At 72.2% G+C, this 24371-nt stretch carries 26 protein-coding genes, 1 tRNA gene and 1 riboswitch; of the genes, 6 read left to right on the top strand and 21 right to left on the bottom strand.

What is annotated here, in order from left to right:
* Positions 1 to 43: 43 nt before the first annotated feature.
* The 7 genes from EES41_RS29560 to EES41_RS29530 form a co-directional block, all read right to left on the bottom strand.
* Entirely contained in the window at positions 44 to 712 is a 669-nt protein-coding gene (locus EES41_RS29560) for a uracil-DNA glycosylase (RefSeq protein WP_123082770.1), read from the bottom strand.
* Positions 713 to 904: 192 nt separating this feature from the next.
* Positions 905 to 2494: an ABC transporter substrate-binding protein gene (locus tag EES41_RS29555; RefSeq protein WP_174261764.1), complete on the bottom strand. Its 1590-nt coding sequence runs from the start codon at positions 2492 to 2494 to the stop codon at positions 905 to 907.
* A gap of 146 nt (positions 2495 to 2640) precedes the next feature.
* The gene (locus EES41_RS29550; protein WP_123081052.1) at positions 2641 to 3429 is read right to left on the bottom strand and encodes an SDR family oxidoreductase; all 789 of its coding nucleotides are present in this window, start codon (positions 3427 to 3429) and stop codon (positions 2641 to 2643) included.
* Positions 3430 to 3450: 21 nt separating this feature from the next.
* Complete coding sequence (fabG, locus tag EES41_RS29545) at positions 3451 to 4212, bottom strand: 3-oxoacyl-ACP reductase FabG (RefSeq protein WP_008742754.1); 762 nt, start codon at positions 4210 to 4212, stop codon at positions 3451 to 3453.
* Positions 4213 to 4356: 144 nt separating this feature from the next.
* Complete coding sequence (locus tag EES41_RS29540; protein ID WP_008742755.1) at positions 4357 to 4740, bottom strand: DUF3037 domain-containing protein; 384 nt, start codon at positions 4738 to 4740, stop codon at positions 4357 to 4359.
* Positions 4737 to 5576, bottom strand: a complete 840-nt coding sequence (locus tag EES41_RS29535; RefSeq protein WP_174261854.1) for a HipA family kinase — start codon at positions 5574 to 5576, stop codon at positions 4737 to 4739. The genes EES41_RS29540 and EES41_RS29535 overlap by 4 nt, the downstream gene beginning before the upstream one ends.
* A 145-nt stretch (positions 5577 to 5721) precedes the next feature.
* Entirely contained in the window at positions 5722 to 6336 is a 615-nt protein-coding gene (locus EES41_RS29530) for a cysteine hydrolase (RefSeq protein WP_123081051.1), read from the bottom strand.
* A gap of 144 nt (positions 6337 to 6480) precedes the next feature.
* Here EES41_RS29530 and EES41_RS29525 point away from each other — a divergent pair, with 144 nt between their 5' ends.
* Positions 6481 to 6906 (top strand): pyridoxamine 5'-phosphate oxidase family protein, encoded by a 426-nt coding sequence (locus EES41_RS29525; protein WP_123081050.1) that lies wholly within the window; start codon positions 6481 to 6483, stop codon positions 6904 to 6906.
* 23 nt (positions 6907 to 6929) lie between these two features.
* Here EES41_RS29525 and EES41_RS29520 read toward each other — a convergent pair whose 3' ends face one another.
* On the bottom strand, positions 6930 to 7838 hold the full coding sequence (locus EES41_RS29520; protein ID WP_123082768.1) for a LysR family transcriptional regulator ArgP: 909 nt from the start codon (positions 7836 to 7838) through the stop codon (positions 6930 to 6932).
* Between the two features lie 69 nt (positions 7839 to 7907).
* Between EES41_RS29520 and EES41_RS29515 the strand changes: the two genes are divergently transcribed.
* Positions 7908 to 8531 carry a LysE/ArgO family amino acid transporter gene (locus tag EES41_RS29515; RefSeq protein WP_123081049.1) on the top strand — a complete coding sequence of 208 codons (624 nt, stop codon included), beginning with the start codon at positions 7908 to 7910 and terminating at the stop codon, positions 8529 to 8531.
* A gap of 30 nt (positions 8532 to 8561) precedes the next feature.
* On the opposite strand, the gene EES41_RS29510 is transcribed toward EES41_RS29515, so the two are convergent.
* Both EES41_RS29510 and EES41_RS29505 read right to left on the bottom strand, forming a co-directional pair.
* Entirely contained in the window at positions 8562 to 9923 is a 1362-nt protein-coding gene (locus EES41_RS29510; protein ID WP_174261763.1) for a phosphatase PAP2 family protein, read from the bottom strand.
* A 163-nt stretch (positions 9924 to 10086) separates the two neighbouring features.
* A tRNA-Pro gene (locus EES41_RS29505) sits at positions 10087 to 10160 on the bottom strand.
* A 147-nt stretch (positions 10161 to 10307) separates the two neighbouring features.
* Here EES41_RS29505 and EES41_RS29500 point away from each other — a divergent pair.
* Both EES41_RS29500 and EES41_RS29495 read left to right on the top strand, forming a co-directional pair.
* Positions 10308 to 11009 carry a transketolase gene (locus EES41_RS29500; RefSeq protein ID WP_123081047.1) on the top strand — a complete coding sequence of 234 codons (702 nt, stop codon included), beginning with the start codon at positions 10308 to 10310 and terminating at the stop codon, positions 11007 to 11009.
* Positions 11010 to 11023: 14 nt separating this feature from the next.
* A complete protein-coding gene (locus EES41_RS29495) occupies positions 11024 to 11968 on the top strand; it encodes a transketolase family protein (RefSeq protein ID WP_123081046.1) in 945 nt (314 codons plus the stop codon).
* A 46-nt stretch (positions 11969 to 12014) separates the two neighbouring features.
* Here EES41_RS29495 and EES41_RS29490 read toward each other — a convergent pair whose 3' ends face one another.
* The 6 genes from EES41_RS29490 to EES41_RS29465 all read right to left on the bottom strand — a co-directional run bounded on the left by EES41_RS29490 (position 12015) and on the right by EES41_RS29465 (position 16284).
* Positions 12015 to 12374 (bottom strand): MmcQ/YjbR family DNA-binding protein, encoded by a 360-nt coding sequence (locus EES41_RS29490; protein ID WP_123081045.1) that lies wholly within the window; start codon positions 12372 to 12374, stop codon positions 12015 to 12017.
* A gap of 81 nt (positions 12375 to 12455) precedes the next feature.
* Positions 12456 to 13001 carry a GAF domain-containing protein gene (locus EES41_RS29485; protein ID WP_123081044.1) on the bottom strand — a complete coding sequence of 182 codons (546 nt, stop codon included), beginning with the start codon at positions 12999 to 13001 and terminating at the stop codon, positions 12456 to 12458.
* Positions 12998 to 13618: an ATP/GTP-binding protein gene (locus EES41_RS29480; protein WP_123081043.1), complete on the bottom strand. Its 621-nt coding sequence runs from the start codon at positions 13616 to 13618 to the stop codon at positions 12998 to 13000. Before EES41_RS29480 ends, EES41_RS29485 begins: the two co-directional genes overlap by 4 nt.
* The gene (locus tag EES41_RS29475) at positions 13596 to 13940 is read right to left on the bottom strand and encodes a DUF742 domain-containing protein (protein WP_250570188.1); all 345 of its coding nucleotides are present in this window, start codon (positions 13938 to 13940) and stop codon (positions 13596 to 13598) included. Before EES41_RS29475 ends, EES41_RS29480 begins: the two co-directional genes overlap by 23 nt.
* 83 nt (positions 13941 to 14023) lie before the next feature.
* Complete coding sequence (locus EES41_RS29470; protein WP_123081041.1) at positions 14024 to 14467, bottom strand: roadblock/LC7 domain-containing protein; 444 nt, start codon at positions 14465 to 14467, stop codon at positions 14024 to 14026.
* A gap of 47 nt (positions 14468 to 14514) precedes the next feature.
* On the bottom strand, positions 14515 to 16284 hold the full coding sequence (locus tag EES41_RS29465) for a sensor histidine kinase KdpD (protein WP_123081040.1): 1770 nt from the start codon (positions 16282 to 16284) through the stop codon (positions 14515 to 14517).
* Between the two features lie 354 nt (positions 16285 to 16638).
* Here EES41_RS29465 and EES41_RS29460 point away from each other — a divergent pair, with 354 nt between their 5' ends.
* Entirely contained in the window at positions 16639 to 17094 is a 456-nt protein-coding gene (locus tag EES41_RS29460) for a GNAT family N-acetyltransferase (protein WP_123081039.1), read from the top strand.
* Positions 17095 to 17203: 109 nt separating this feature from the next.
* Here the strand turns inward: EES41_RS29460 and EES41_RS29455 are convergent, their stop codons facing one another.
* From EES41_RS29455 to EES41_RS29445, 3 genes are all read right to left on the bottom strand, one after another.
* On the bottom strand, positions 17204 to 18406 hold the full coding sequence (locus EES41_RS29455) for an MBL fold metallo-hydrolase (RefSeq protein ID WP_123081038.1): 1203 nt from the start codon (positions 18404 to 18406) through the stop codon (positions 17204 to 17206).
* A gap of 207 nt (positions 18407 to 18613) precedes the next feature.
* Complete coding sequence (locus tag EES41_RS29450; RefSeq protein ID WP_008742770.1) at positions 18614 to 19399, bottom strand: SGNH/GDSL hydrolase family protein; 786 nt, start codon at positions 19397 to 19399, stop codon at positions 18614 to 18616.
* A gap of 166 nt (positions 19400 to 19565) precedes the next feature.
* Positions 19566 to 20555, bottom strand: coding sequence for a M23 family metallopeptidase (locus EES41_RS29445; protein WP_123081037.1), 990 nt, complete (start codon positions 20553 to 20555; stop codon positions 19566 to 19568).
* Between the two features lie 4 nt (positions 20556 to 20559).
* Positions 20560 to 20766: riboswitch (cyclic di-AMP (ydaO/yuaA leader) on the bottom strand.
* A gap of 278 nt (positions 20767 to 21044) precedes the next feature.
* Here EES41_RS29445 and EES41_RS29440 point away from each other — a divergent pair.
* Positions 21045 to 21851 (top strand): tyrosine-protein phosphatase, encoded by an 807-nt coding sequence (locus EES41_RS29440; RefSeq protein WP_123081036.1) that lies wholly within the window; start codon positions 21045 to 21047, stop codon positions 21849 to 21851.
* Positions 21852 to 21932: 81 nt separating this feature from the next.
* Here the strand turns inward: EES41_RS29440 and EES41_RS29435 are convergent, their stop codons facing one another.
* Together EES41_RS29435 and hpnH are read right to left on the bottom strand one after the other, a co-directional pair.
* Positions 21933 to 23342: an aspartate aminotransferase family protein gene (locus EES41_RS29435; RefSeq protein ID WP_123081035.1), complete on the bottom strand. Its 1410-nt coding sequence runs from the start codon at positions 23340 to 23342 to the stop codon at positions 21933 to 21935.
* A complete protein-coding gene (gene hpnH / locus EES41_RS29430) occupies positions 23339 to 24370 on the bottom strand; it encodes an adenosyl-hopene transferase HpnH (RefSeq protein WP_123081034.1) in 1032 nt (343 codons plus the stop codon). Before hpnH ends, EES41_RS29435 begins: the two co-directional genes overlap by 4 nt.
* Position 24371 lies beyond the last annotated feature (1 nt).

Below are 24371 nucleotides of genomic sequence, written 5' to 3'. Positions count from 1 at the left end.
CTAGCCGGAGGCACCGGCAATGGAGCCGAGGCGCGGTGGGGCGTCAGCCCAGGTCCGGGATCCGCCAGTCGATCGGCTCATGGCCCTGGGCCGCGACGGCCTCGTTGATCTGCGTGAAGGGCCGGGAGCCGAAGAACTTCTTCGCCGACAGCGGCGAGGGGTGGGCCCCCTTGACGATGACGTGCCGCTCCTCGTCGATCAGCGGGATCTTCTTCTGGGCGTAGGCGCCCCAGAGCACGAAGACGACCGGGTCGGGGCGCTCGGACACGGCGCGGATCACCGCGTCGGTGAACTTCTCCCAGCCCTTGCCCTTGTGCGAGTTGGGCTCGGCCTCGCGGACGGTGAGGACCGCGTTGAGCAGCAGGACGCCCTGCTCGGCCCACGGCATCAGGTACCCGTTGTCCGGGACCGGGAGGCCGAGCTCCTCCTTCATCTCCTTGTAGATGTTGCGCAGCGAGGGCGGGGTCTTGACCCCCGGCCGCACGGAGAAGCACAGGCCGTGGCCCTGGCCGGCGCCGTGGTACGGGTCCTGGCCGAGGACCAGGACCTTGACCTTGTCGAACGGCGTGGCGTCCAGGGCGGCGAAGACCTGCTCTCGGGGCGGGTAGACCGGCCCGTTCGCCCGCTCCTTCTCTACGAACTCGGTGAGCTCTTTGAAGTAGGGCTGCTCCAGCTCTCCGCCGAGGACGGGGAGCCAGGACTCGGGCAGCATCTGGGTCACGTCTACAACCTCCGGTACAGGTTCTTTCACACTGCTTCGCCCGACCGCGTCGGGCAACTGATCCGAACTTACCGGGGGCCACTGACAACGCCCCACCCGCCCGTCGCGGGCAGGTGGGGCGGGCCGGGCTCGGGCCGGAGCCTGAGCCGGGCTCGGGCCGGAGCCGGGGCGGGCGGGGCGCCGCTACCAGCTGGTCTTGCGGTACATCTCCCACATCTGCATGGCGGTCTGCGGGTCCAGGGACCGCTCGGCGCCGGCGATGTCCTCGCGGGCGGCGACGTACAGCTTGCCCTGCCACAGCGGCAGCAGGCGGACGTCCTGGGCGAAGATCGCCTGGGCCTGCTCGAACTGCTTGGCGCCGGCCGAGCGGTCGCTCTCGCGGCGGGAGTTGGGCAGCAGGTCGGTGAGGATCTCGTTGGGCTCGTACGGGGTGCCGACCGCGTTCTCCTTGCCGACGAACGGCGCGATGAAGTTGTCCGGGTCCGGGAAGTCGGGGAACCAGCCGCGGCCGAAGACCGGGTACTGGCCGCTCTTGTAGCCCTCCTGGAAGGTCTTCCAGGGCTGCCCGCGCAGGGTGATCTTGAAGAGGCCGCTCTCGTCGAGCTGGCGCTTGATCTCGGTGAACTCGTCCGCCGTGGAGGCGCCGTAGCGGTCGGTGGTGTACCAGAAGGTCAGCTCCACCGGCTGGGTGATGCCGGCGTCCTTGAGGATCTTCTTGGCCTTGGCGACGTCGGCGTGGCCGTACACGTCGTAGAAGGGCGTCTTGTGGCCCACGACGCCCTTGGGGACCATGGAGTACAGCGGCTCGGCCGTGCCCTGGTAGACCTTGGCGACGAGCGCGCCGCGGTCGATGATCTGGGCGATCGCCTTGCGCACCGGCAGCTTGTTGACCTGCGGGTCCTGCGGGTTGAAGACCAGGTAGCGGATCTCGGCGCCGGTGTTCTCGACGACCTGGACGCCCGCGTTGTGGGATTCGGGGCTCTGGAGGTCCGTGATCTCCGAGGCGGACAGGCCTCGGTAGGTCGCGTCGATCTCCTTGTTCTTGAGCGCCTCGACCATCTTCTTGGATTCCGCGAAGTACCGGATGGTGACGGCGTCGTTCTTGCGGTTCGCGAAGCCGGTGTAGCTCTCGTTCTTGGTGAGGACCGCCTCGCTGCCCTCCTTGTACGACTGGAGGACGTACGGGCCGGAGCCGACGATCTTGTCGCCCTCCCGCGCCTTGTCGGCCGGGTACTCCTTGGGCGCGACCAGGGAGGCGGCGGGCGAGCCGAGGACGAACGGGAACGTGGCGTCCGGGGCCTTCAGGTGGAAGACGACCGTGAGCGCGTCGACGGTCTCGATCTTGTCCAGGCTGCCGAAGAGGTCCTTGGGACCGTTCTTGTGGGCGATGGTCCGGATCCGGTCCAGGGAGTACTTGACCGCCTTGGCGTCGAGCGGTTCCCCGTTGGAGAACTTCAGGCCCTTCTTCAGGGTGCAGCGGTAGGACTCGCTCGCGGAGTCCGTGAACTCGCAGTTCTGGGCGGCGTCCGGCTGGGGCTTGGCGGCACCCGTGGGGAACGCCAGCAGGGTCTGGTAGACGTTCCGGTACAGCTCCCAGGAACCGTCCCAGGCGGCCGCGGGATCGAGGGTGCTCGGGGCGCTCGTCGTGCCGACGACGATCTTCTGGGCGGTTTCGCCCTTGTCATCCGACAGCAGGCCGCATCCGGCGAGCAGGGATATGGACGCAAGGGCCGCAGTGATCTGCAGGCATCTGGTCCGGATGAACACGTGCACGCTCCTCGATCAGCCAGGGGTGCGGCAGACCCTACCGCAGTGCTCTCCAAATCCAATGGGCAGGTTTCGTGAGGCACTTGACCGAATTCGTGCATATTAGGTACGCATTTGCCTCCTCTCAAGAGGCAAATGCGTCCGACTATCGGTCAGTGGACTCCGGCATTGAGGAACATTCCGCCGTCGACGACGAGAGTTTGACCCGTGATCCATTCCGCTTGTGCAGATGTAAGAAATGCGGCAGCCCCGCCGATGTCCTCCGGAACCCCCAGCCGGCCGAGCGGATAGGCCGCGGCGGCCTCCTCCTCGCGGCCCTCGTAGAGCGCCTGCGCGAACTTGGTCTTGACCACCGCGGGGGCGATCGCGTTGACCCGCACCCCCGGAGCCATCTCGTGGGCGAGCTGGAGGGTGAGGTTGACCATGGCGGCCTTGCTCATCCCGTACGCGCCGATGAAGGGCGACGCGGAGACGCCGGCGATGGAGGCGATGTTCACGATCGCCCCGCCGTTGTCCTTCTGCCAGGCGTGCCAGGTCCGCTGGGCGAAGCCGAGCGCCGAGATCACGTTGGTCTCGAAGACCTTGCGGGCGACGCCGAGGTCCAGGTCGGCGATCGGTCCGAAGACGGGATTGGTTCCCGCGTTGTTGATCAGGAAGTCGACGCGGCCGAAGGCCTCCATCGCCCGCTCCACGGCGTGGGCCTGGTGGGCCTCGTCGTGCGCCTTCCCGGCCACCCCGATCACCCGGTCCGCCCCGAGCCGCTCCACGGCCGCCTTGAGGGCGTCCTCGTTGCGGCCGGTGATGCAGAGCCGGTCGCCGCGCGCGACGAGAGACTCGGCGATGCCGTAGCCGATCCCCCGGCTGGCCCCGGTGATCAGCGCGACCTTCCCGCTGTCCGCGCCGGCGCCCGTGCTGCTGTTGTTGCTGTTGCCGTCCGTCATGACGGTGGACCCTGCCTCTCGTCAGTTGAGCGGGCCGCCGGCCACGTACATGACCTGGCCGGAGACGAAGCCGGCGGCCTCGCCCGTGAAGAACGCGATGGCGTTGGCGATGTCGTCCGGACGTCCGACGCGCTGCACCGGGATCTGGGTGGCGGCGGCGGCCTGGAAGTCCTCGAAGCCCATGCCGACGCGGGCGGCCGTCTGGGCGGTCATCTCGGTGACGATGAAGCCGGGGGCCACGGCATTGGCGGTGACGCCGAACTTGCCGAGCTCGATGGCCAGGGTCTTGGTGAAGCCCTGCAGACCCGCCTTGGCCGCGGAGTAGTTGAGCTGGCCGCGGTTGCCCAGCGCGGAGCTGCTGGACAGGTTGACGATACGGCCGAACTTGGCCTCCACCATGTGCTTCTGACAGGCCCTCGACATCAGGAACGCGCCGCGCAGGTGCACGTTCATGACGGTGTCCCAGTCGGTCTCGCTCATCTTGAACAGCAGGTTGTCGCGCAGCACTCCCGCGTTGTTCACCAGGATGGTCGGGGCGCCCAGGGTGCTCGCGACGCGCTCGACGGCGGCCTCCACCTGGGCTGCGTCGGAGACGTCGCAGCCGACCGCCAGGGCCGTGCCGCCCGCCGCCGTGATCGCCTCCACGGTGTCCTTGCAGGCCGCTTCGTCGAGGTCGAGTACGGCGACGGCGCGGCCTTCGGCGGCCAGGCGTACGGCGGTGGCCGCGCCGATGCCCCGGGCCGCCCCGGTCACGATCGCGATGCGCTGCTCGGTGGTGGACATGCTGGATCTCCTCGCCCTTGGAATCCTCGACAGCGGCGCCCGATGGGTGAGCAACCGCTTAGTAGCCTCAGCTGAGGAGACGCTAGGAGCCCTGGCACCCGGTGTCAACGGCATCGGGTCCCAGGGCTCCGGGCGGTACGGCGATCAGCGCACCAACAGATCGAGCAGCCGTTCCACTTCCGCCTCCGGATCCGCCGTCAGACCGGTGTGCACCGGGCCCGGCTGGACCACCGTGCTGCGCGGGGCGATCAGCCAGCGGAACCGGCGTCCCGGCTCGTCGCCCGCGGCCTGGCCGGCGCTCTCACCGCCCGCGCACAGCCCCTCGACCGCGCGCAGCGCGGCCCGTACCCCGGCCACGTCGGCCTTGGGGTCCAGGGCGAGGAGCTTGGCCTCGTCCAGGTGGGTGCGCGCGGCGACGTAGGACTTCGCCCGGCAGTAGACGATCACGCCGGCGTTGAAACACTCGCCGCGCTCCATCCGGGGCACCACACGCACCAGCGCGTACTCGAACACGTCCCGCTTGGTCACTCGCTGTCGCTCTTCTTCCGGTGGGGCTGGGGGGCGAGGCGCTCGGCGAGCCAGCCCGGCGGACCGGACCGGGCCTTCACCTCGGCCTCCATCGTGATCCGCTCGTGGATCGTAGCGGCGCGCGGCAGCAGGACCTCCACATAGGCCCGGCGCAGCGCGTCCGTCGAGTCGAAGCCGGGCTCGTCGACCAGCCACTCGTCCGGGACCTCGGCCGCGACCTCGGTGAGCAGTTCCCTCGTCACGCGCGGCGCCAGCTCGGCGGCGGCCCGCGCGATGTCGGGGCCGACCGGGGCGAGGACGTGGTCGGAGGCGTTGTAGGGCTTGGCGGCGGCGGCCTCGGCGGTGGGCCAGTTGTGGTGCCAGATCATGGTGGCGCCGTGGTCGATGAGCCAGAGGTCGCCGTGCCACACCAGCATGTTGGGATTGCGCCAGGACCGGTCGACGTTGTTGATCAGCGCGTCGAACCAGACGACGCGCCCCGCCTCGACGGGGTCCACCCGGTACGCGAGCGGGTCGAAGCCGATCGAGCCCGGCAGGTAGTCCATCCCGAGGTTCAGCCCGCCGCTGGCCTTGAGCAGCTCCTGGACCTCCTGGTCGGGCTCGCCGAGCCCGATGACGGGGTCGAGCTGCATCTGGACCAGCCGCGGCACCCGCAGGCCCAGGCGCTGGGCCAGGCGGCCGCAGATGACCTCCGCGACGAGGGTCTTGCGGCCCTGGCCGGCTCCGGTGAATTTCATGACGTACGTCCCCAGATCGTCGGCCTCGACGATCCCCGGGAGCGAGCCGCCCTCACGCAAGGGCGTGACGTAGCGGGTCGCTGCGACCTCTTCCAGCACTTCCCAGGCCACCTATCTCTTCAACCTTGCAATCCACGGACGCCCCCACCACCGGCCTCCGGCATGGAGTGAACATACTGCCCGAGAGTGATCGCGGCCACGGAGTTGTGCGGACCACGGGAACGCCGGCGCCGGGCGGCATCGGTCAGCGCGGCGGTGCCCACTCCGCCGTCAGGGCTTCGGTGGTGGTGATGGCCGCGACCAGCGCGAGGGAGTTGCGGATCACCTCGGCGGTGTAGGAGGCGGGCACCCCGGTGATGGCGTCCGAGGGGACCACCACCTGATAGCCGAGGTTGACGGCGTCGAAGACCGTGTTCGGGATCGCGATGTTCGAGGAGACCCCGGTCACGACCAGGGTGCGGATGCCGAGGTTGCGCAGCAGCGGGTCCAGGTCGGTTCCGGCCATCGGGGACAGCCCGTGCAGCCGCCGTACCACCAGGTCGTCGGCGGCCACCTCGATGGGTGCGGCGACCTCGACCGCCCGGCTCCCGGTGAGCTGGCGCACCGGGAGTCTCCCGGCGGCCCGGAACAGCCGCGCGTTGGTGTTGGCGCCGCGCCCGTCCGGCCGCCGCTCGGCGACCGCGTGCAGCACCTGTACGCCGGCCACGTGCGCGGCGTCGACCAGGGCGGCGACCCGGCCCAGCATCCCGGAGTCCCTGGCCTCCTTGGCCAGCTCGGGGAGGGCGCTCTCGTCGCCGACGACGCCGTTCTGGCACTCGACGGTGAGCAGCGCGGTGGTGGCGGGATCGAGTCGCGGCATGTCTCCCCCTGGCGTGGTGGCCGAAGAACCCTCATGATTCCTGACACACAGTCAGATGTGAAGGGGAGCGGAATCGTGGACGGTGCGGAGCGGACGGCCGGGGCTCAGCCGACCGGGAGGGCCCAGCGGCGCGGACGCCGCATCATGATGACCGACGCCGAGGTGGACGCCTTCCTGCGCGAGCAGCGCACCTGCCGGGTGGCAACGGTTTCCCCGGACGGCCGCCCGCACGTGGGCGCACTGTGGTTCGCCTGGGACGGCCGCTCGCTGTGGCTGTACTCGATCACGCGCAGCCGCCGCTGGGCCGATCTGCGCGAGGACCCCCGGATCTCGGTCGTCGTGGACGCGGGCGAGGCGTACGACGAACTGCGCGGGGTCGAACTGTCGGGCACCGCCGTGTTCGTGGGCGAGGCCCCGCGGACGGGCGAGCCGTGCCCGGAGCTGGCGGAGGCCGAGCGGATCTTCCCGGCGAAGAACTTCGGCATCGAGGAGATGCCCCACGACGGGCGGCACGCCTGGATCCGCCTCACCCCGGAGTCGGTCGTGTCCTGGGACTTCCGCAAGCTGTAGCCGCAAGCTGTAGCCGCAAGCCGTCAACCGACGGGCAGCAGGGCCTCGGCCGCCGCCCCCGCGACCACGGCGGCCACCAGCGACAGCGCCGGGGAGTCCAGCTTCCACTGCTGCCAGTACAGCGGTACGTCCATCGGCCGCCGCGGCGCCAGCAGCAGCAGTTCCCCCGACCGCACCAGCGGCTCCGCCTGCGACTCCGGGACCAGCCCCCACCCCAGCCCGGCGGCGACCGCGTCGCGGTACCCCTCGGAGGTGGGCATGTGGTGGCGGGCCGGCGAGGCCGCGGCGTCCGGCCCCACCAGGGAGCGCAGGAACGCGTCCTGGAGGTCGTCCCGCCGGTCGAACACGATCACCGGCGCCTTCCGCAGGTCCCGCGCCAGGGCACCGGTGAGGTGCCGGGCGGCGAAGGCCGGGCTCGCGACCGGCAGGTACCGCGCGAGCCCCAGCGCGCGTGCGGTGCACCCCGCCACCGGGTCCGGCGAGGAGGTGACCGCCGCCATCACCTGCCCCTCCCGCAGCAGCGCCGTCGTATGGGACTCGTCCTCGCGGCGCAGCTCGAAGCAGACCGGCGGGTCCTGCGGGACCCGGGCCAGCGCGGGCAGGAACCAGGTGGCGAGCGAGTCCGCGTTCACCGCGATCGGCAGCCGTACCGGCCCCAGCCCCTGCGCCGCGCCCATGCCCAGCTCGGCCCGCGCGTCGCGCTCCAGCCGGGCCAGCTGGCGCGCGAACCGGATCACCACCTGGCCCGACTCGGTCGCCCGTACCGGCTTGCTCCGCATCAGCAGCACCCGCCCGGTGCGCTGCTCCAGCGCCTTGACCCGCTGGCTGATGGCGGAGGGCGTGACGTGCAGGGCGGCGGCGGCCGCGTCGAAGGTGCCTTCGTCCACGACCGCGAGCAGGGTCCGTACCTGGTCCAGCGGCAGCTCATCCATCATGAACGCTAATGCTACGTAAAAATCTTTAGCTGTACTGTCGCCACGCCGCTGCCTACGGTCATTCCCATGACACACGGCATCATCGCGGCGGCACTCGCCGGTTTCGGCACCGGCCTCTCCCTCATCGTCGCCATCGGCGCGCAGAACGCGTTCGTCCTCCGGCAGGGCGCGCGCCGGCACGCGGTCCTCGCCGTGGTCGCCATCTGCGCCGTGTCGGACGCGCTGCTGATCGTGCTCGGCGTGGCGGGGGTCGGCGCCGTCGTCACCGCGTGGCCGGCCGCCCTGACCGTCGTCGGCATCGCGGGCGGCACCTTCCTGATCGGCTACGGAGTGCTCGCGGCCCGCCGGGTCCTGCGCCCCGTCCCCGGCGCCGCGCTCACCCCCGGGGACGCCTCCCCCGGCTCCGGCCGGCGCGCGGTGCTGACCTGCCTGGCCATGACCTGGCTCAACCCGCACGTGTACCTGGACACCGTGCTGCTGCTCGGCTCCCTCGCCGCCGACCGCGGCGACCTGCGCTGGGCCTTCGGCGCGGGCGCGGCGCTGGCCAGCCTGACCTGGTTCGGCTCGCTCGGCTACGGCGCCCGCCTGCTGAGCGGCCTGCTCGCCCGCCCCTCGGCCTGGCGCGTGCTGGACGGCCTCGTCGCCGCGACCATGGTCACGATGGGCGGCATGCTCCTCGCCCGCACTTGAGCGAGCGCCTGAGCCCGCGCCCGAGGCGGATCAGACGAGTTCGGGCTGCGGTTCGCGGCGTGGTGCGGGGAGGTGTGCCGGGGTGGGTTCGCGGTCCCACTGGCGGGTGGTGCGTACGTAGCCGTAGATCATCGAGCACAGCGCCAGGACGACCAGCGGGCCGAACACCCACGGGTACGCGGCCATCTCCGTCGACAGGAAGCGGTACGAGACGAGGAGGGCGCCGAAGACCACGGCGCCGTAGGCGGCCAGCAGGATGCCGCGGCGGTCCCAGCCGCGGGCCTGCGAGCGCAGTGCCGTCTCGATCGAGAGCGTGAACACCACGCCGGCGACGATGTCCGCGCCGTAGTGGTAGCCGAAGCCCAGGGTCGCGCCGAGCGTGGCGATCAGCCAGAACGTGCCCGCGAAGCGCAGGGCCCGCGGGCCCTTGCGGGAGTGGATGAAGATCGTGGTGGCCCACGCCGTGTGCAGGCTGGGCATGCAGTTGCGCGGGGTGAACCCGTCGAAGGGCATCGGCTGCGGGACGTCGACCGGCGGCGGGACGTTCGGCCAGAGGTCGGCCAGCGCCCAGCTCCCGCCGTCGGCGCCGTAGGCGAAGATCGGCCCGACGACCGGGAAGATCATGTAGATGCCCGGCCCGAGGAGGCCGACGGCCAGGAAGGTGCGCACCACGTGGTGGCGCGGGAAGCGGCGCTCGGCCGCGACGTTGCGCAGCTGGTAGAGCGCGACGGCGACCGCGGCCACCGCGAGCTGGATGTAGACGAATTCGAGGACGTGGGCGCCGACCGTGCCGGTGGCCTCGACGATCCGGCCCGCCACCCACGACGGGTTGCCGAGCGCGTGATCGGCGGCCGCGACGTACTGGTCGAGCACCATCGGGCGGGTTTCCGAGGTGATCAGCAGCCAGGTGTAGCCGGTCTTGCGGCCGGTCACCAGCAGCAGGGCCAGCGCGACGCCCTTGAGCAGCAGGGCGCGTTCGCGGCCGGTGCGGCGCGTGACGGCGATGACGGCGCAGGACAGGGTCACCAGCAGCGCGCCGTTGCCGAACATCATCTCGGCGCCGACGACCCACCGCACCAGCCAGAAGACGAGGTCGAGGCCGATCGCGGCGCCGACCGCGATGAACCGCTGCCGCCAGCTGAGCACCACCAGCATCAGGGCCATGCTGGCGTACAGCACGGTTCCCGACTTGGGGGCGAAGATCACCTCGCGCGCCTGGTCGGTGATCGGACCGCGCTCGCCGTAGTGGCGCGCGGCGATCTCCAGCGCGACGAGGAACCCGAGGGCCACCACGGTCACCGCAGCCCACAGCACGGCGCGTGGTTGACGCCACGCAGCGAACGCGGCTCCGCCGCCCGTTCGCGAAGGAACTCGCGATGACTCAGATATCAATTTTCAGCCGATGTACATATTTCAACACGATCGCCGTTAGCTCGAACATGTTAGCGGAGCGGGTCGGCTCCCCGGCCCCGGATACCCCGATCAGGTCCGGGCGCACGAAAAAGGCCGCTCTCTCACGGATGAGAGAACGGCCTCCGACGTGCTCAAAGCACAGTCGGGACGACAGGATTTGAACCTGCGACCCCTTGACCCCCAGTCAAGTGCGCTACCAAGCTGCGCCACGTCCCGATGCCCGCTGACCTGGGGTTTCCCCTTGGTTGAACGCGCAGGAGAACAATACCGCACTTCACTGGGTGGTCGCGCGCACCTTTCGCGATGGCGGTCTCCACCGGCCCGACTTGACCTCAAGCTTGCTTAAGGTCACAGGCTGGGCCCATGACGCAGACAGCCGCGGACCCCGAGGTCCGCTACCAGGATCTGGGCGCCCTCATGGGGCTCATGAGCGGGGCCGAGAAGCACGCGCCCGCCGCCGCCTCCACGCTCGACGTGCTGTGGGTGCTGTACGACCGGGTGTTGCGGGTGGGTCCCGCGAACGCCGGGGCTCCCGGGCGGGACCGGTTCCTGCTCTCCAAGGGGCACGGGCCGATGGCGTACTACGCCGTGCTCGCCGCGAAGGGGTTCTTCCCCGCCGACTGGCTGAGCGGCTTCGCCGCGTACGACTCGCCGCTCGGGCACCACCCCGACCGCACCCTGATCCCGGGCGTGGAGATCGGCAGCGGCTCCCTCGGGCACGGTCTGCCCCTCGCCGTCGGCAGCGCGCTCGGGCTGCGCGCCCAGGGGCTGGACGATCCCGCCGTGTGGGTGCTGATCGGGGACGCCGAGCTGGACGAGGGCAGCAACCACGAGGCGATCGCGTACGCCGGTTCCGCCGGGCTGGAGCGGCTGCACACCGTGGTGATCGACAACGACTCCGCCACCCACGGCTGGCGGGGCGGGATCGCCTCCCGGTTCGAAGCGGCCGGCTGGTCGGCCGTCACCGTGGACGGCCGGGACCACGCGGCGCTGTACGCCGCGTTCACCACACCGCATCCGGGCCGGCCGCACGCCGTGGTCGCCCGTGTCGAGAAGAAGCGCTGAAGGGACGACCGATCATGAACACCACCAAGGCCCCCGGGGCGGCCAAGACCACCGCCGACACCATGCGGGAGCGGTTCGTCTCGGTGACCTCGCGGCTGCTCGACGAGGACCCCAGGCTGGCGCTGGTCCTCGCGGAGGTCACCATGGACGGGTTCCGGCCCGCCCAGGAGGTCCACCCGGACCGGGTGATCAACGTCGGGATCAGGGAACAGCTGCTGGTCGGCGTCGGCGGCGGGCTCGCCCTGACGGGGCTGCGGCCGGTGGTCCACACCTTCGCCAGCTTCCTCGTGGAGCGGCCGTTCGAGCAGGTCAAGCTGGACTTCGGGCACCAGGGCACGGGTGGGGTCCTGGTGAGCGCGAGCGCCAGCTACGACTGGCCGAGCGGCGGCTACACCCACATGGCCCCCGGCGACGTGGCCCTGCTGGACACCCTGGACGGCTGGACCGTCCACGTACCGGGCCACCCCGACGAGGCCGAGGCGCTGCTGCGGCACGCCTACGCGGCCGGGGACGACAAGGTGTACGTCCGGCTCTCCGCCCAGGAGAACGCCGCCCCGCGCCCCGTGGACGGCCTGCGGTTCCGGACCGTACGGGAGGGCAGGGCGGGCGTCGTGGTCGCCGTCGGCCCGCTGCTGGACAACGTCCTCGCCGCGACCGAGGGCATGGACGTCACCGTGCTGTACGCGACGACCGTGCGCCCCTTCGACGACGCGGCGCTGCGCGCCGCCGCCGGGCGGAGCGCGGGTGGCGGCGCCGATGTCGTCCTCGTGGAGCCGTACCTCGCCGGGACCTCCACGGCCGCCGCGAACGACGCCCTCCAGCAGGTGCCCCACCGGGTCCTGGGCCTGGGTGTCGGCCGCGCCGAGCTGCGCCGCTACGGCACGGTCGACGAGCACACCGCGGCGCACGGCCTGGACGCCGGCTCGCTGCGCCGGCGGATCACCGCGTTCCTGGGGTGACCGCACCCGCACCCGGCCGCCTCCGGCCCCGCGCCCGCGCCCGCGCTCAGTCGCCGCCCACCAGCTCGGGGTGGGCGGCGGCCAGCCGCTTCGGGGCCGCCTGGAGCCAGGAGTCCGTCAGGATCGAGCGCAGCTCCCCCGCGTCCGCCACGGCCGCCAGCCGGACCCGGATCCAGGCGTAGTTCTCGTCGTGCCCCTCCCGCAGGAAGAACTTCTGCGGCTCCGCCGCGATCAGCTCCGCGCGGTCCTCCTTGGGGCACTTCACGCCGATGGTGGTGTCGTCGTCCCCGAGCGCCGCGAAGATCTTCCCGCCCACCCGGAACGTCGGCATGCCCCAGGCGAGCTTCTCACTGCCGTCCGGGAGCGACAGCGCGATCGTCCGGACGTCCTCCGCTGTTGTGGCCATCCCCGCGACTCCTCTCCAGCCACCGGTAACCCTCGTCCGCGACGGTAGCCCCCCGCACCGACAACGGCCCCGGAAGGCGCCTCAGCCCTGCCGGTCCTCCCGCTCGTGGAGCAACGCCACCAGCTCCGCGGCGAGCTCCTTCGCCGTCGCCAGCCCCTCCGTCCCCCACTTCCTCGGCACCCCGTCCACCACGCACACGGTTCCCAGGACGATCCCCCGCCGGTCCGTCAGGGGCGCCCCGAGGTAGGACCGCACCCCGCTCTCGTCGACCACCGCGTTGCCCGCGAAGCGCGCGAAGTCCCGTACGTCCTCCAGCACCAGCGCCCGCCGCCGTACCACCACGTGCGGGCAGTACCCGTGGTCCCGGGCCAGCGTCCGGGCGGGGTAGCCGCTCGCCGGGGCGTCCGGGCCGTGGTGGAGCCCGGCGAAGAACTGCCGTTCCTCGCCGATGAAGTTGACCCCCGCGTAGGGGGCGGCCAGCGTCTGCGCGGCCCGCCGGGCGAACAGGTCGAGTTCCGGGTCCGGGCGCTGTCCCAGGCCCAGTTCGCGCAGCCGCACGACGCGCGCGGGCGCCTCCCGGTCCACGGGGGTGAGCAGCAGGTGTCCGGTCGATTCGTAGTACGTCATGGCGGTTCCCCCGGGTCCGATGTCTTCGCTGGGTGCGCCGACCTCGTGGTCAGCAGGTGGTGGACGAGGGCGGCCAGCGTCCCCGTACCGGAACTCGTCAGCCGCGCGTCGCACCGTACGACCGGCACCCGCGGGCCCAGCCCCACCGCCGCGCGGACCTCCTCGGCCGTGTAGCGGTGCGCGCCGTCGAACTCGTTGACGGCGACGACGAAGCCGATCCCGCGCCGCTCGAAGAAGTCGACGGCCGGGAAGCAGTCGGCGAGGCGGCGCGTGTCGGCGAGCACGACCGCCCCGAGCGCGCCGGCGCACAGCTCCTCCCACAGGAACCAGAAGCGTTCCTGCCCGGGCGTGCCGAAGAGGTAGAGGACGTGCCGCTCGTCGAGGGTGATCCGGCCGAAGTCCAGCGCCACGGTCGTCGTCTTCTTCGTCTCCACCCCGTCGACCGGGTCGGCGGCCTCGCCCAGGCCGCTGAGGAGCTCCTCCGTGCACAGCGGATCGATCTCGCTGACCGCGCCCACGAAGGTGGTCTTGCCCGCCCCGAACCCGCCCGCGACCAGGATCTTCAAGGTCGCGGGCAGGGCTGCGGGACGACTGTCAGAGCCGCTTGCGCAGACCATCGAGCACCGCCCGCAGCAGGGTCTGGTCATCGGCGGCGAAGGAGCCCGCGGCGCCGCCCGGGAACCGCGGCGCCTGGGCCATGACGGCCCCGTGTTCCATCAGGTCGGAGAGCAGTACCTTCACCACCCCCGCCGGGAGCCGCAGTTGCCCGGCCACTTCGGCGACGGTGACCGCCGGTGCGCCGGCGCACAGCCGGAGCGCGAGGACGTGTTCCGCGCCGAGCGGTGTGCTCGGGCGCACGCCCGTCGCCGACACCAGGGAGAGCAGGTCGAGGGCGATCGCCGGCCGGGTCCGCCCGCCGCTCGCCGTGTACGGGCGCATGACGCGGCCCGCCGTGCCGTCCAGCCACGGCGTGTCCCACCCCGTCGCCCCGGATCCGCGCGCCCCCGCCGCCGCCCGGGCCCTCATCGCCCGGCGTCGGCGTCGGCGTCGGCGACGGGCCGGCGCGGCGGGGCCGTCAGGTACGGCCGTACGCTCTTGACCAGCATCGCCATCTCGTAGCCGAGGACGCCCGCGTCCGCCTCCCGGTCGGCGAGGACCGCCAGACAGGTACCGGCTCCGGCGGCCGACACGAAGACGAGCGCCGTGTCGAGTTCGACGACGACCTGCCGGACCTCCGAGCCGTCGCCGAAGCGGGATCCGGCGCTCCGGCCCAGCGAGTAGAGCCCGGAGGCGAGGGCCGCGAGGTGGTCCGCACTGTCGGGGTCCAGACCGTGCACGCAGGTGGCGAGTCCGTCGGCGGTGAGCAGCACGGCGCTGCGCGCGTGCGGCACCCGTTGGACCAGGCCGCTGAGCAGCCAGTCGAGATCCGAGAGCCGGGTGGTGGTGGTCGCCGCTTCGCCGCCCATGGGGGTGCGCTCCTTGCCGAGGTGGGGGGTCGGTGTCCTGCCCGGGGTCATGGCTGGTTCTCCGGCTGGGCGAGGCCGAAGCCCCGCCGGAAGGCGGCCATGAGGCCGGGGTCGTGCACGGGCGGCTCGGCTTCCGCCGGCCGGCGCGGGGCGGGAGCCTCGCGCAGCTGTGGCGCGAGGTGCTCCTGGGCCCGCCGCTTGGGCAGCGGCGGGCGGTCGCTCTCCGTGCGGGAGGCCGGTACGCGCGGGTGCTCGGACGCGTAGTCGCGGGCGTAGTCGTACTCCGCCGCGTACTCGGGCGCGTACTCGGGCGCGTACTCGGGCGCGTACTCGGGCGCGTACTCGGGCGCGTACTCGGGCGCGGCCGCGCGCGTCACGGTGGCGGCGCCGGGGTCCGGCCCGGTGGTGGTGTCCCCGGGGCCGTCGGCAAGGACCCCCGGGCGCGGCACGGACCGCGCCCAGGCCGGTACCCCCGGGCCGCCCGGCGGGTACGCCGGCCCGGCGGGCTCCTGCCGTGGCGGTGTCACCCGTACCGGCTCCAGCGGCGGCCCCGCGTCCGCCTCACCGTCGGCCAAGGAAGTCGTGCGCGAACCCCCCAGGGTGTCGGAGGCGCCCGGCGCCTCCGCGCCCAGCAGGTCCTGCGGCAGCACCAGTACGGCGAGCACCCCGCCGTAGATGTTGGACTTCAGCTCGACGGCGATCCCGTGCCGCCGGGCCAGCGCCGAGACGACGAAGAGGCCGATCCGCCCGTCGGCCAGCAGCCGGCGCACGTCGCACTGGTCGGGGTCGCCGAGCAGGGCGTTCATCCGGTGCTGTTCCTCGGGCGGCATGCCGAGCCCCCGGTCCTCCACCTCGACCGCGATCCCGGCGGTGACCCGCTCGGCGCGCACCACGACATCGGTGTCGGGGGCGGAGAACACCGTGGCGTTCTCGACGAGTTCGGCCAGCAGGTGCACCACGTCGGCGACGGCGTGGCCGCGGACGGTGCCGCCCGCCGGGGGCACCACCTTGACCCGTGTGTACTGCTCGACCTCCGCGACCGAGGAGCGGAGCACCTCGCTGAGGTCGATGGGCCTGGTCCACTGGCGCCGGGAGGCGGCGCCGCCGAGCACGGCGAGGTTCTCGGCGTGACGGCGGATCCGGGTGGCGAGGTGATCGACGTGGAAGAGCTCCTTGAGCAGGTCCGGATCCTCGACCACGTCCTCCAGGTCGTCGAGCAGCGAGATCTCGCGGTGCACGAGGGACTGAAGGCGTCGGGCGAGGTTGACGAAGACCTCGACCTTGCGGTCGCTGTCGGACGGCGCGGGCGGCGCGGCGAGCCGCACGAGGGTGGTGTGCGCCTGTTCGCGGGCGCCGCGCAGCTCCTGGGCGAGCAGCCAGAACTCGTCGACCGCCGAGGGGTCGCCGACCGGCCCGGGCGGGTTCGGGCCGCCGCGGAGCGGACGGGCCACGTTCTCCCCGCGCCCCAGCCGCTCGGCGGCCGTCCGCAGCTCTTGGCGCCCGCGCGCGCTGGAGCGGCGCAGCGCCTCGCAGCGGTCGCGGACGGCCTTGGCCGCGCGCTGGGCACCGAACAGGGCGGCGGCGAGCGCGCCGAGGACGAGCAGGGCGCAGCCGGTGAGGACGGGCCACAGCCGGGCGTCCCGGTCCCCCGCGCCGCCGCCGAGCTGGAGGGTGAAGATCACGGCGGCGGCGCCGCTGAGCCCGGCGGCGAGCGTGGGCAGTACGGCGGAGCGGACCAGTTGGGGGCGTATCTGCCGGCCGGGGCCTACGGCGGCGTGCTTCGACGGGAAGTGGCGGGGGGTGCGGAGTCCGGACATCTGGGTCCTCGGTACGTGGGTGCCGGATCCCGGGGTCCTCCCAGCGGTGGCTGGGGGCACGTCCCCGGGGTCAGGTGTTGATCACCGGATACCCACGCTAGACCGCATACTCCCGCCCCGGACTGCCAGTTGGGGAACTTGGCGGGGGTGCTTCCCGCTCCCGGTGGAGCGCTCGTACGGCAGCCCGAATGCGCCGGGAGCGCGTACGCCCCCCCGCTCGGCGGCGCCGTGCAAGTGTCCGTCGCGGCGTTCCGGAAGCCCTCGTTTCGACACCGCGGCACTCGGCCCGAGCGCCCGCACCGAGCATGATCGGGTTCCTGCACACGCTTCGTTCTCCGAGCACGGGAGTCGCCCATGTCCCAGATCCAGGTCCGCGCGGTACGGCCGGAAGACTTCGACCAGTGGCGCGTGCTGTTCCGCGGCTACGCCGATTTCTACGAGGTGGAGCAGAGCGAGGAGGCCGCGCGGACGGTGTGGTCCTGGCTGACCGACCCCGGCCACGAGGAGGGCGCACTGGTCGCCGAGGACGCCGACGGCACGCTCATCGGCCTCGCGCACTACCGTCCGTACGCCCGTCCCCTGTTCGCGGCGGTCGGCTGCTACCTCGACGACCTGTTCGTGGCCCCCGAGAGCCGTGGCTCCGGCGCCGCCGAGCTGCTGCTGGCCCGGCTGCGCGAGATCGCCGCCGAGCGCGGCTGGAGCGTCGTGCGGTGGATCACCGCCGACGACAACCACCGCGCGCGCTCGAAGTACGACCAGGTCGCCACGCGCACGATGTGGGTCACCTACGACATGGCGCCCGGCCGCTGATCCACCCACCGCACGCGCCGGTACGCCGTCCGGGGCCCGGGCAGCACGGGGCCCGGGCCCCGGACTCGGCCGGAGCCCGGGCCCGGACCGGCGGGGCCTCAGGGCGGGGCTACGAGCCCACGGCCTCGGGTTCCTCGTGCGCCGCGGCCGGCGGGCGCTCGGCGGTGACCGGCCGGGGACGCGCGGCAGCCGGTTCGGCCACGGCGCCCGCCACGAAGGGCCGCCACCACGGCTCGGCGGGCGCGTCGGCCGAGCCCGGCTCGAAGGGCTGGCCCGGCAGCGGCAGCGCGATGGCCGCCCCCGCGCTCTCGGCCGCGGCGAAGGTGCCCTCGCCGGGCTCGTCCCACGGGTGCGGGGCCAGGTTGAAGGTGCCCCAGTGGATCGGCAGCATCGTGCCGTGCGGCATGTCGCCCTGGAGGTCGAGGTGGGCGCGCATGCCCTCCTCCGGCGTCATGTGGATGTCGGGCCAGTACTCCGAGTACGCGCCGATCTGGATCATCGTGGCGTCGAAGGGGCCGTGCGCCGCGCCGATCTCCTTGAAGCCGGGGAAGTAGCCGGTGTCTCCGCTGTGGAAGATCCGGTGCGAGTCGCCCGCGACCACCCAGGAGGCCCACAGGGTGAACTGCTGGTTGCGCAGGCCCCGCCCGCAGAAGTGCCGGGCCGGGGTCGCCGTCAGGGACAGCCCGGCGACCTCGGTGCTCTCGTTCCAGTCCAGCTCGCGCAGCCGGTCCGGCGGGACCCCCCAGCGCTCCAGGTGCGCGCCGACGCCCAGCGGGACCGCGAAGACGGTGTCCGTACCGGCCAGGGCCTTGATCGTCGGGAGGTCGAGGTGGTCGTAGTGGTCGTGCGAGATCACCACGACGTCCACGTCGCCCAGCGAGGCCAGCGGCACCGGCACGGGGTGCAGCCGCTTGGGACCGGCGAAGGGGAAGGGGGAGCACCGCTCGCCCCACACCGGGTCGAACAGCACCCGGCGCCCGTCGATCTCCGCGAGCACGCTGGAGTGCCCCATCCAGGTCAGGCGCAGCCCGCTGACCGGCGGCTTCGCCAGTTCGGCGAGGGTCGTCGGATAGACCGGGACCGGCGCGCCCGGGTTGCGCCGGACCCGCTGCTCCTTGTGGAAGTAGATCTTGGCGAACTCCGCCATGGAGCCGGACGGCCGGGTGCGGGCGCCGATGGGGTTCTGGAAGACGCCGTCGGCGAAGTTCGGCGAGCGGCGGATCCGCTCCATCCGCGCGCCGGACGGGTCCGCGCCGAAGGCTTCGGGCCGCAGGGCGCGCAGTCGCGGACGCAGGGGACGGGAGCCGGTCAAGGCGCCTCCAGGGTGGTTCGGGGCAGGACGGTCACACAGGCTACGACGTTCCAACGCGCACCGGCCCCGAAGGATTCCGCCCCCCGGCCCCGGCCTGGCCCCACCTCAGCCCCGCCTCAGCCCCGCTTCGCCCCGCCCGCTCCCCCGCTGCGGCCGCCCGCCCGCGCGCCCCGCCCCCCGGCCTCGCGACCGGCGGCCCCCCGCGCCCTACAGCGGCAGCAGGTCCGGCCGCTTCGCCTCGACGTGGTCCCCGGAGGACTCCCCGCGCAGCCGCCGGCCGATCCACGGCACCAGGTACTCGCGCGCCCACTGGATGTTGTCCCGGGTCACGTCCACCGACCCGCGCGGCCGCAGCGGCGGCCACGGCTGGTCGGGATCGGCGGGCACCTCCAGGCCGAGCACCTGCGCGGCGCGCAGCGCCACCCGGGTGTGCCCCTCGGGCGACAGGTGCAGCCGGTCGGCGTCCCAGGCCCGCCGGTCCTGTACGGACTTCAGCGACCAGAGGTCGAGCACCGGGCAGTCGTACCGGTCGGCGATGGCGCGGACGTGCGCGCTGTAGGTGGCCACCTTGCCCCGGATGTGCTTGAGGACCGGCACGCCCCGGGTGTCGAAGCCGGTGGTGATCATGACCTGTCCGACGGCGCCTGCGAGGTCGGCGACCGCCGCCTCGAAGCGTTCCGCGACGTCGTCGGGGTCGCTGCCGGGCCGGATGATGTCGTTGCCGCCCGCGCAGAAGGTCACCAGGTCGGGCGCGAGCTCCTTGGCCCGCGGCACCTGCTCCTCCACGATCTGGTCCAGGAGCCGCCCGCGTACGGCCAGGTTCGCGTAGCCGAAGGTGTGCTCCTCCCGCTGGTCGGCCAGGAGTACGGCCAGCCGGTCCGCCCAGCCGAGAAAACTGTCCCCGGGTCCCGGGTCCCCCACGCCCTCGGTGAAGCTGTCCCCGATCGCCGCGTACGAGCCGATGGTCTTGAGTGTCGTCGTCGTCGCTGCCACGAGAGCACATCTTTCACCCCGGTGCGTGACCTACGCCACCGTAGGCAGGGGTTGACGGTCCGTGATTTATACCACCCGGTCAGGTCGGAATAACGGCGCGAGGCCGGGACCCCCCTCGGGCCCCGGCCTCACGTGCCTGTCGTACCTCTCCCGACGGCGGCCGCCGTCAGATGCTCACGCCCTTGGAGCGGAGGTAGGCGATCGGGTCGATGTCCGAGCCGTAGGACGGGCCGGTGCGGATCTCGAAGTGCAGGTGCGGGCCGGTCGAGTTGCCGGTGGAGCCGGAGAGCCCGATGGTCTGGCCGGGGGTGACGCTCTGGCCGACCGAGACGGACAGCTGCGAGAGGTGGCCGTACTGGGAGTACTTGCCGTCCGCGTGCCGGATGACGACCTCGTTGCCGTACGAGCCGGCCCAGCCGGCGGAGACCACGGTGCCGGCGCCGACGGCGCGGACGGTGGTGCCGGAGCTCGCGATGAAGTCGGCACCGGTGTGGTAGCCGGAGGACCACATGGCGCCGGGGGTCTTGTACTGGGTGGAGATGCCGCCGCCGACGGGGGCCACGAAGGCGGCCGTCTTGCCGGCGGTGGTGGAGGCGCCCGCGCTCTGCTGCTTCTCGGCGGGCGCGGCGGGCGCGGTCTTCGGCTTGGCCTTCGGGGCCGGCGCCGACCGCTGGGCCGGCTGCTCCGCGGACTGCCCGGCGGCGGACTGCCCGGCCGGCTTCTGCGCGCGCTGCGGGGCCGGGGCCGACTCCGCAGCGGCGCCCTTCGCGCCCAGGGTCAGCTTCAGACCCGGGTGGATCAGGGAGGGGTTGGCGCCGACGGCCTCGCGGTTGTCCTCGTAGAGCCGCTCCCAGCCGCCGTCCAGCTGACGCTCGGCGGCGATCTTCGAGAGGTAGTCGCCCGACGCGACGGTGTAGACGGCCGGCGCGGTCTCGGCGGCCTGCGGGGCCGCGGCCCGGACCTGCGGCGCGGCGGCGGTGGTGACGGGCGCCTGTACCGGAGCCGCGGCGGGCGCGGCGGCCGGGGCACCGGCCGCGGAGGCGCCGGTGGCGCCCAGCAGCGGCAGGGCGAGGGCGGCGCCGCCGGTACCCGCGGCGGCGAACCCGCGCGATATCGAACTGGACTTGGGGCGGCGGTGCTTACCCTTTCCGGGCATGGCGATTTCCTCTCCGTCGCCTGCGAGGTGAGCTGTCGGATTCGGACTGGAGATGTCCGGCCGTACATGAACAGCGCATGTACGGCTTCACCCCGAGCCGTCCCGGACGTGGATCCGGAACAGCGGCTTACCTGGTTCCCCCGCTCCTGCCGCGCGCGATGGTAGTCGGGTGCGGTTCCCGGGCGGCGGCAGGATTCGGCGGTCCACCCGGATCGATCGCGAAGGTAATCCAGCCGCGCCACGGGGAACAAGCCACGAATTCCCTGACGCAATCGCAGGTATGAGGGATCAGCGGAATTCCGGTCACCCTCTGTCCATTCCGGACCCTCAACAACCGCCCTGGCAAGGGAATTCGGCCTGGGCGATCAGGCACTCACGGTCACCGTATGATCTGGCTCACGGGGACGGATCCGATCTGGCCTCCGGATATGGCAAGTTGGCGCCAAGTAGTGTAATTCGGACACCGCACGACGACGCGGAGGAGTTCCCGTGACCCAGCAGATACCCGACGCCCCGGCCATGGAGCCGGAACTGTCCGGAGTGCGCAATTTCCGTGATGTCGGCGGCCTGCCGACCACGGACGGGCGGAAGGTCAGGTCGGGACGACTGTTCCGAAGCGGACATCTCGCACATGCCACCGAAACCGACGCGGAGTTCCTCGCGTCGCTCGGCCTGCACACCGTCTTCGACTTCCGCAACGCCGCCGACCAGGCCCTCGACGGCCACGACGTGGAGCTGCCCGGAGTCCGCAACGTCAACCTCCCGCTGTCGGATCCGGCGGACGGCGGGGAGTTCTGGACGATGGTCCGGGAGGGCGATCTCGACCAGCTCCGCGGCATCCTGGGCGAGGGCAGGGCCGCGGCCCGGATGGCGAACGCGTACCGCGCCATCATCACCGAGCGCACCGCCGAGCACGCCCGGGTCCTGCACGCCCTCGCCGAGGACAGCGTCCCGGCGCTGATGCACTGCGCGGCCGGCAAGGACCGGGCCGGCCTGTCGATCGCGGTCACCCTGCTCGCGCTCGGAGTCGAGCGCGCGGCGATCGTGGCGGACTACCTGGAGTCCAACGCCCCGCACCGCCGCTACCGGATGCGCCGCGGCGGGGAGCCGGAGGGAACCCGCTCCCCCGAGGTGGCGGAGCTGCTCGCGCCCCTCTTCGACGCCCGCGCGGAGTACCTGACGGCGGCCTTCGAGGCCATCGAGGCGACCTGGGGCGGGGTGGACCGCTATCTGGCGGAGGGCCTCGGGCTGACGCCCGAGACCCTCGCCCGGCTGCGGGACCGGCTCCTCGACTAGGGCCTGCCTTCCGGCCCGATCCGGAAGACAGGCCCTGGACCGCCCGGAGCGGGCCGCCGGCGCCGCTGACGACGGGCGCCGTCAGCCGTTGCCGACGGCCTGCTTCACCAGCGTCCTGCCGAAGTCCCACATCAGTGCGCCGCCGCCGTGGGCCTCGTCCATGACCGCCCGGAAGGCGGTCACGAACCGGTCCACGTCGCCCTCGTCCACGATGAGCGGCGGGATGAGCTTGATGACTTCCAGGTGGTCGCCGGAGACCTGGGTGAGGATGCGGTGCTTCTGCAGCAGCGGCACCACCACCATCTGCGCGAACAGCCCCTTGCGGGCCGCCTGGAGCATCGTCCAGCGGCTGCGCAGCCCGAGCGAGGACGGCCGGCCGAACTCGATGCCGATCATCAGCCCGCGTCCGCGCACCTCGTGCAGCAGCTCGTACTCGGCCACCATCGCCGCGAGCCGCCCGCGCAGCAGGTCGCCCATGGCTCGGGCGTTCGCCACCACCCCCTCGTCCTCCATGACCGAGAGGACCGCAAGGCCGGCCGCCATCGCCTGGGCGTTGGAGCCGAAGCTCGCGGAGTGCACCAGCACGCGGTCCATGGAGGAGTAGACCTTCTTGAAGATCCAGTCCTTGCCCAGGGTCGCCCCGACCGGCACGTACCCGCCCGAGAGGGCCTTGGCCACGCACACCAGGTCCGGTTCCACGCCCGGCTCGTGCTGGTACGCGTAGAAGTCACCGGTACGTCCGAGCCCGGTCTGCACCTCGTCGGCGATGAGCAGCGCCTTGTGGCGGCGGAGCAGTTCCTGCGCGGCGGGCAGGAAACCGGGCGGGGCCGCGAGCACGCCCTTGCCCTGGACCGGCTCGACGATCAGGGCGGCGACATCGCCCCGGCCGAGCTCCCGCTCCAGGGCCGCCAGGTCGCCGAGGGCGATCCGGGTGTCGGGCAGCAGCGGCGCGAAGCCGTCGCGGAACCCGCCCTCCCCGTTGACCGAGAGGGAGCCGGTGGTGAGCCCGTGGAAGGCGTGGTCGCAGTAGAGGATCCTGGGGCGCCCGGTGGCGTACCGGGCGAACTTCAGGGCGGTCTCCACCGCCTCGGTGCCGCTGTTGCCGAAGAAGACCCGGTCCAGGTGGGGGCTGTACGAGAGCAGCTTCTCGGCCAGCAGTCCGGGCAGCGGCTGGCAGTCGAAGCGGGTGAGGTCGGCGAGCTGGGCATCGAGGACGTCGTGCAGGGCCCGGCGGACCACGGGGTGGTGCCGGCCGAGGCCCATCACGCCGAACCCCGCCAGCATGTCGAGGTAGTCGTTGCCCTCGGCGTCCCAGAAGTGGGCGCCCTCGGCCCGCTCGTAGACCTTGTCGAAGCCGATCGTGTGCAGCATGCGGGGCAGCTGGTGGTTGAGGTGCCGGGCGTGCAGCTCGTACCGCTCCCCGCCGCGCTCGGCCAGCAGGGCGCCGAGGTCGAAACCGCCGCGCCCGGACGCTCCCGGTGCCGGGGTCATGCCGAGTCGCCCCGGTTGCTCGCGATCGTCTCCCTGGCCGCGCGCAGGGATTCCTTGAGCGAGCCCATGGTGGCCAGGACGGCGGTCGGCTCGTAGCCGCAGTGCGCCATGCAGTTCGCGCAGCGCGGGTCCTTGCCGCGGCCGTACTTGCTCCAGTCGGTGTCCTCGATGAGCTCCTTGTACGTGGGCACGTAGCCGTCGCTCATCAGGTAGCAGGGGCGCTGCCAGCCGAAGAGGGAGTAATTCGGAATGGCCCAGGCGGTGCAGGGGAAATCCGCCTTTCCTTCCAGGAAGTCGAGGAAGAGCGGCGAGTGGTTGAGCCGCCAGCGGCGCCGGTTGCCGCCAGCGAAGGCCTTCCTGAACAGTTCGCGGGTCTGTTCGACGCCCAGGAAGTGTTCCTGGTCAGGAGCCTTTTCGTAGGCGTAGGCGGGCGAGATCATCATCTCGTCGACCTTCAGGTCGTCGTTGAGGTAGTTGAGCACCTCGATGATGGTCTGGGGGGTGTCGGTGTTGAAGAAGGTGGAGTTCGTGGTGACGCGGAACCCGCGCTCCTTCGCGTCCTTGATGGCGGCGACCGCCTCGTCGAAGACGCCTTCCTTGGCCACGGACTCGTCGTGCCGCTCGCGCAGGCCGTCGATGTGCACGGCGAAGGCGAAGTACGGGGAGGGGGTGAACTTCTCGATCTTCTTGCGCAGCAGCATCGCGTTGGTGCACAGGAAGACGTACTTCCGCTTGGCGACCAACTGGCGCACGATCTCGTCGATCTGGGGGTGCATCAAGGGCTCCCCGCCCGCGATGGAAACCATCGGGGCGCCGGACTCCAGGACGGCGCCGACCGCCTGGGCGACCGGCATGCGCTGCTTGAGGACCCCGGCGGGGTGCTGGATCTTGCCGCACCCCTCGCAGGCCAGGTTGCACGCGTAGAGCGGTTCGAGCTCGACGATCAGCGGGAACTTCTCACGCTTGCGGAGCTTCTGTTCGAGAAGATAGGTCCCGACCCTGATGGACTGTCGCAGTGGCATGGCCATC

This window comes from Streptomyces sp. ADI95-16 (assembly GCF_003721495.1).
GTDB classification, from domain to species: domain Bacteria; phylum Actinomycetota; class Actinomycetes; order Streptomycetales; family Streptomycetaceae; genus Streptomyces; species Streptomyces goshikiensis.
The sequence above is the reverse complement of the archived record's forward strand: the minus strand, read 5'-3'. Positions and strand labels throughout refer to the sequence as shown.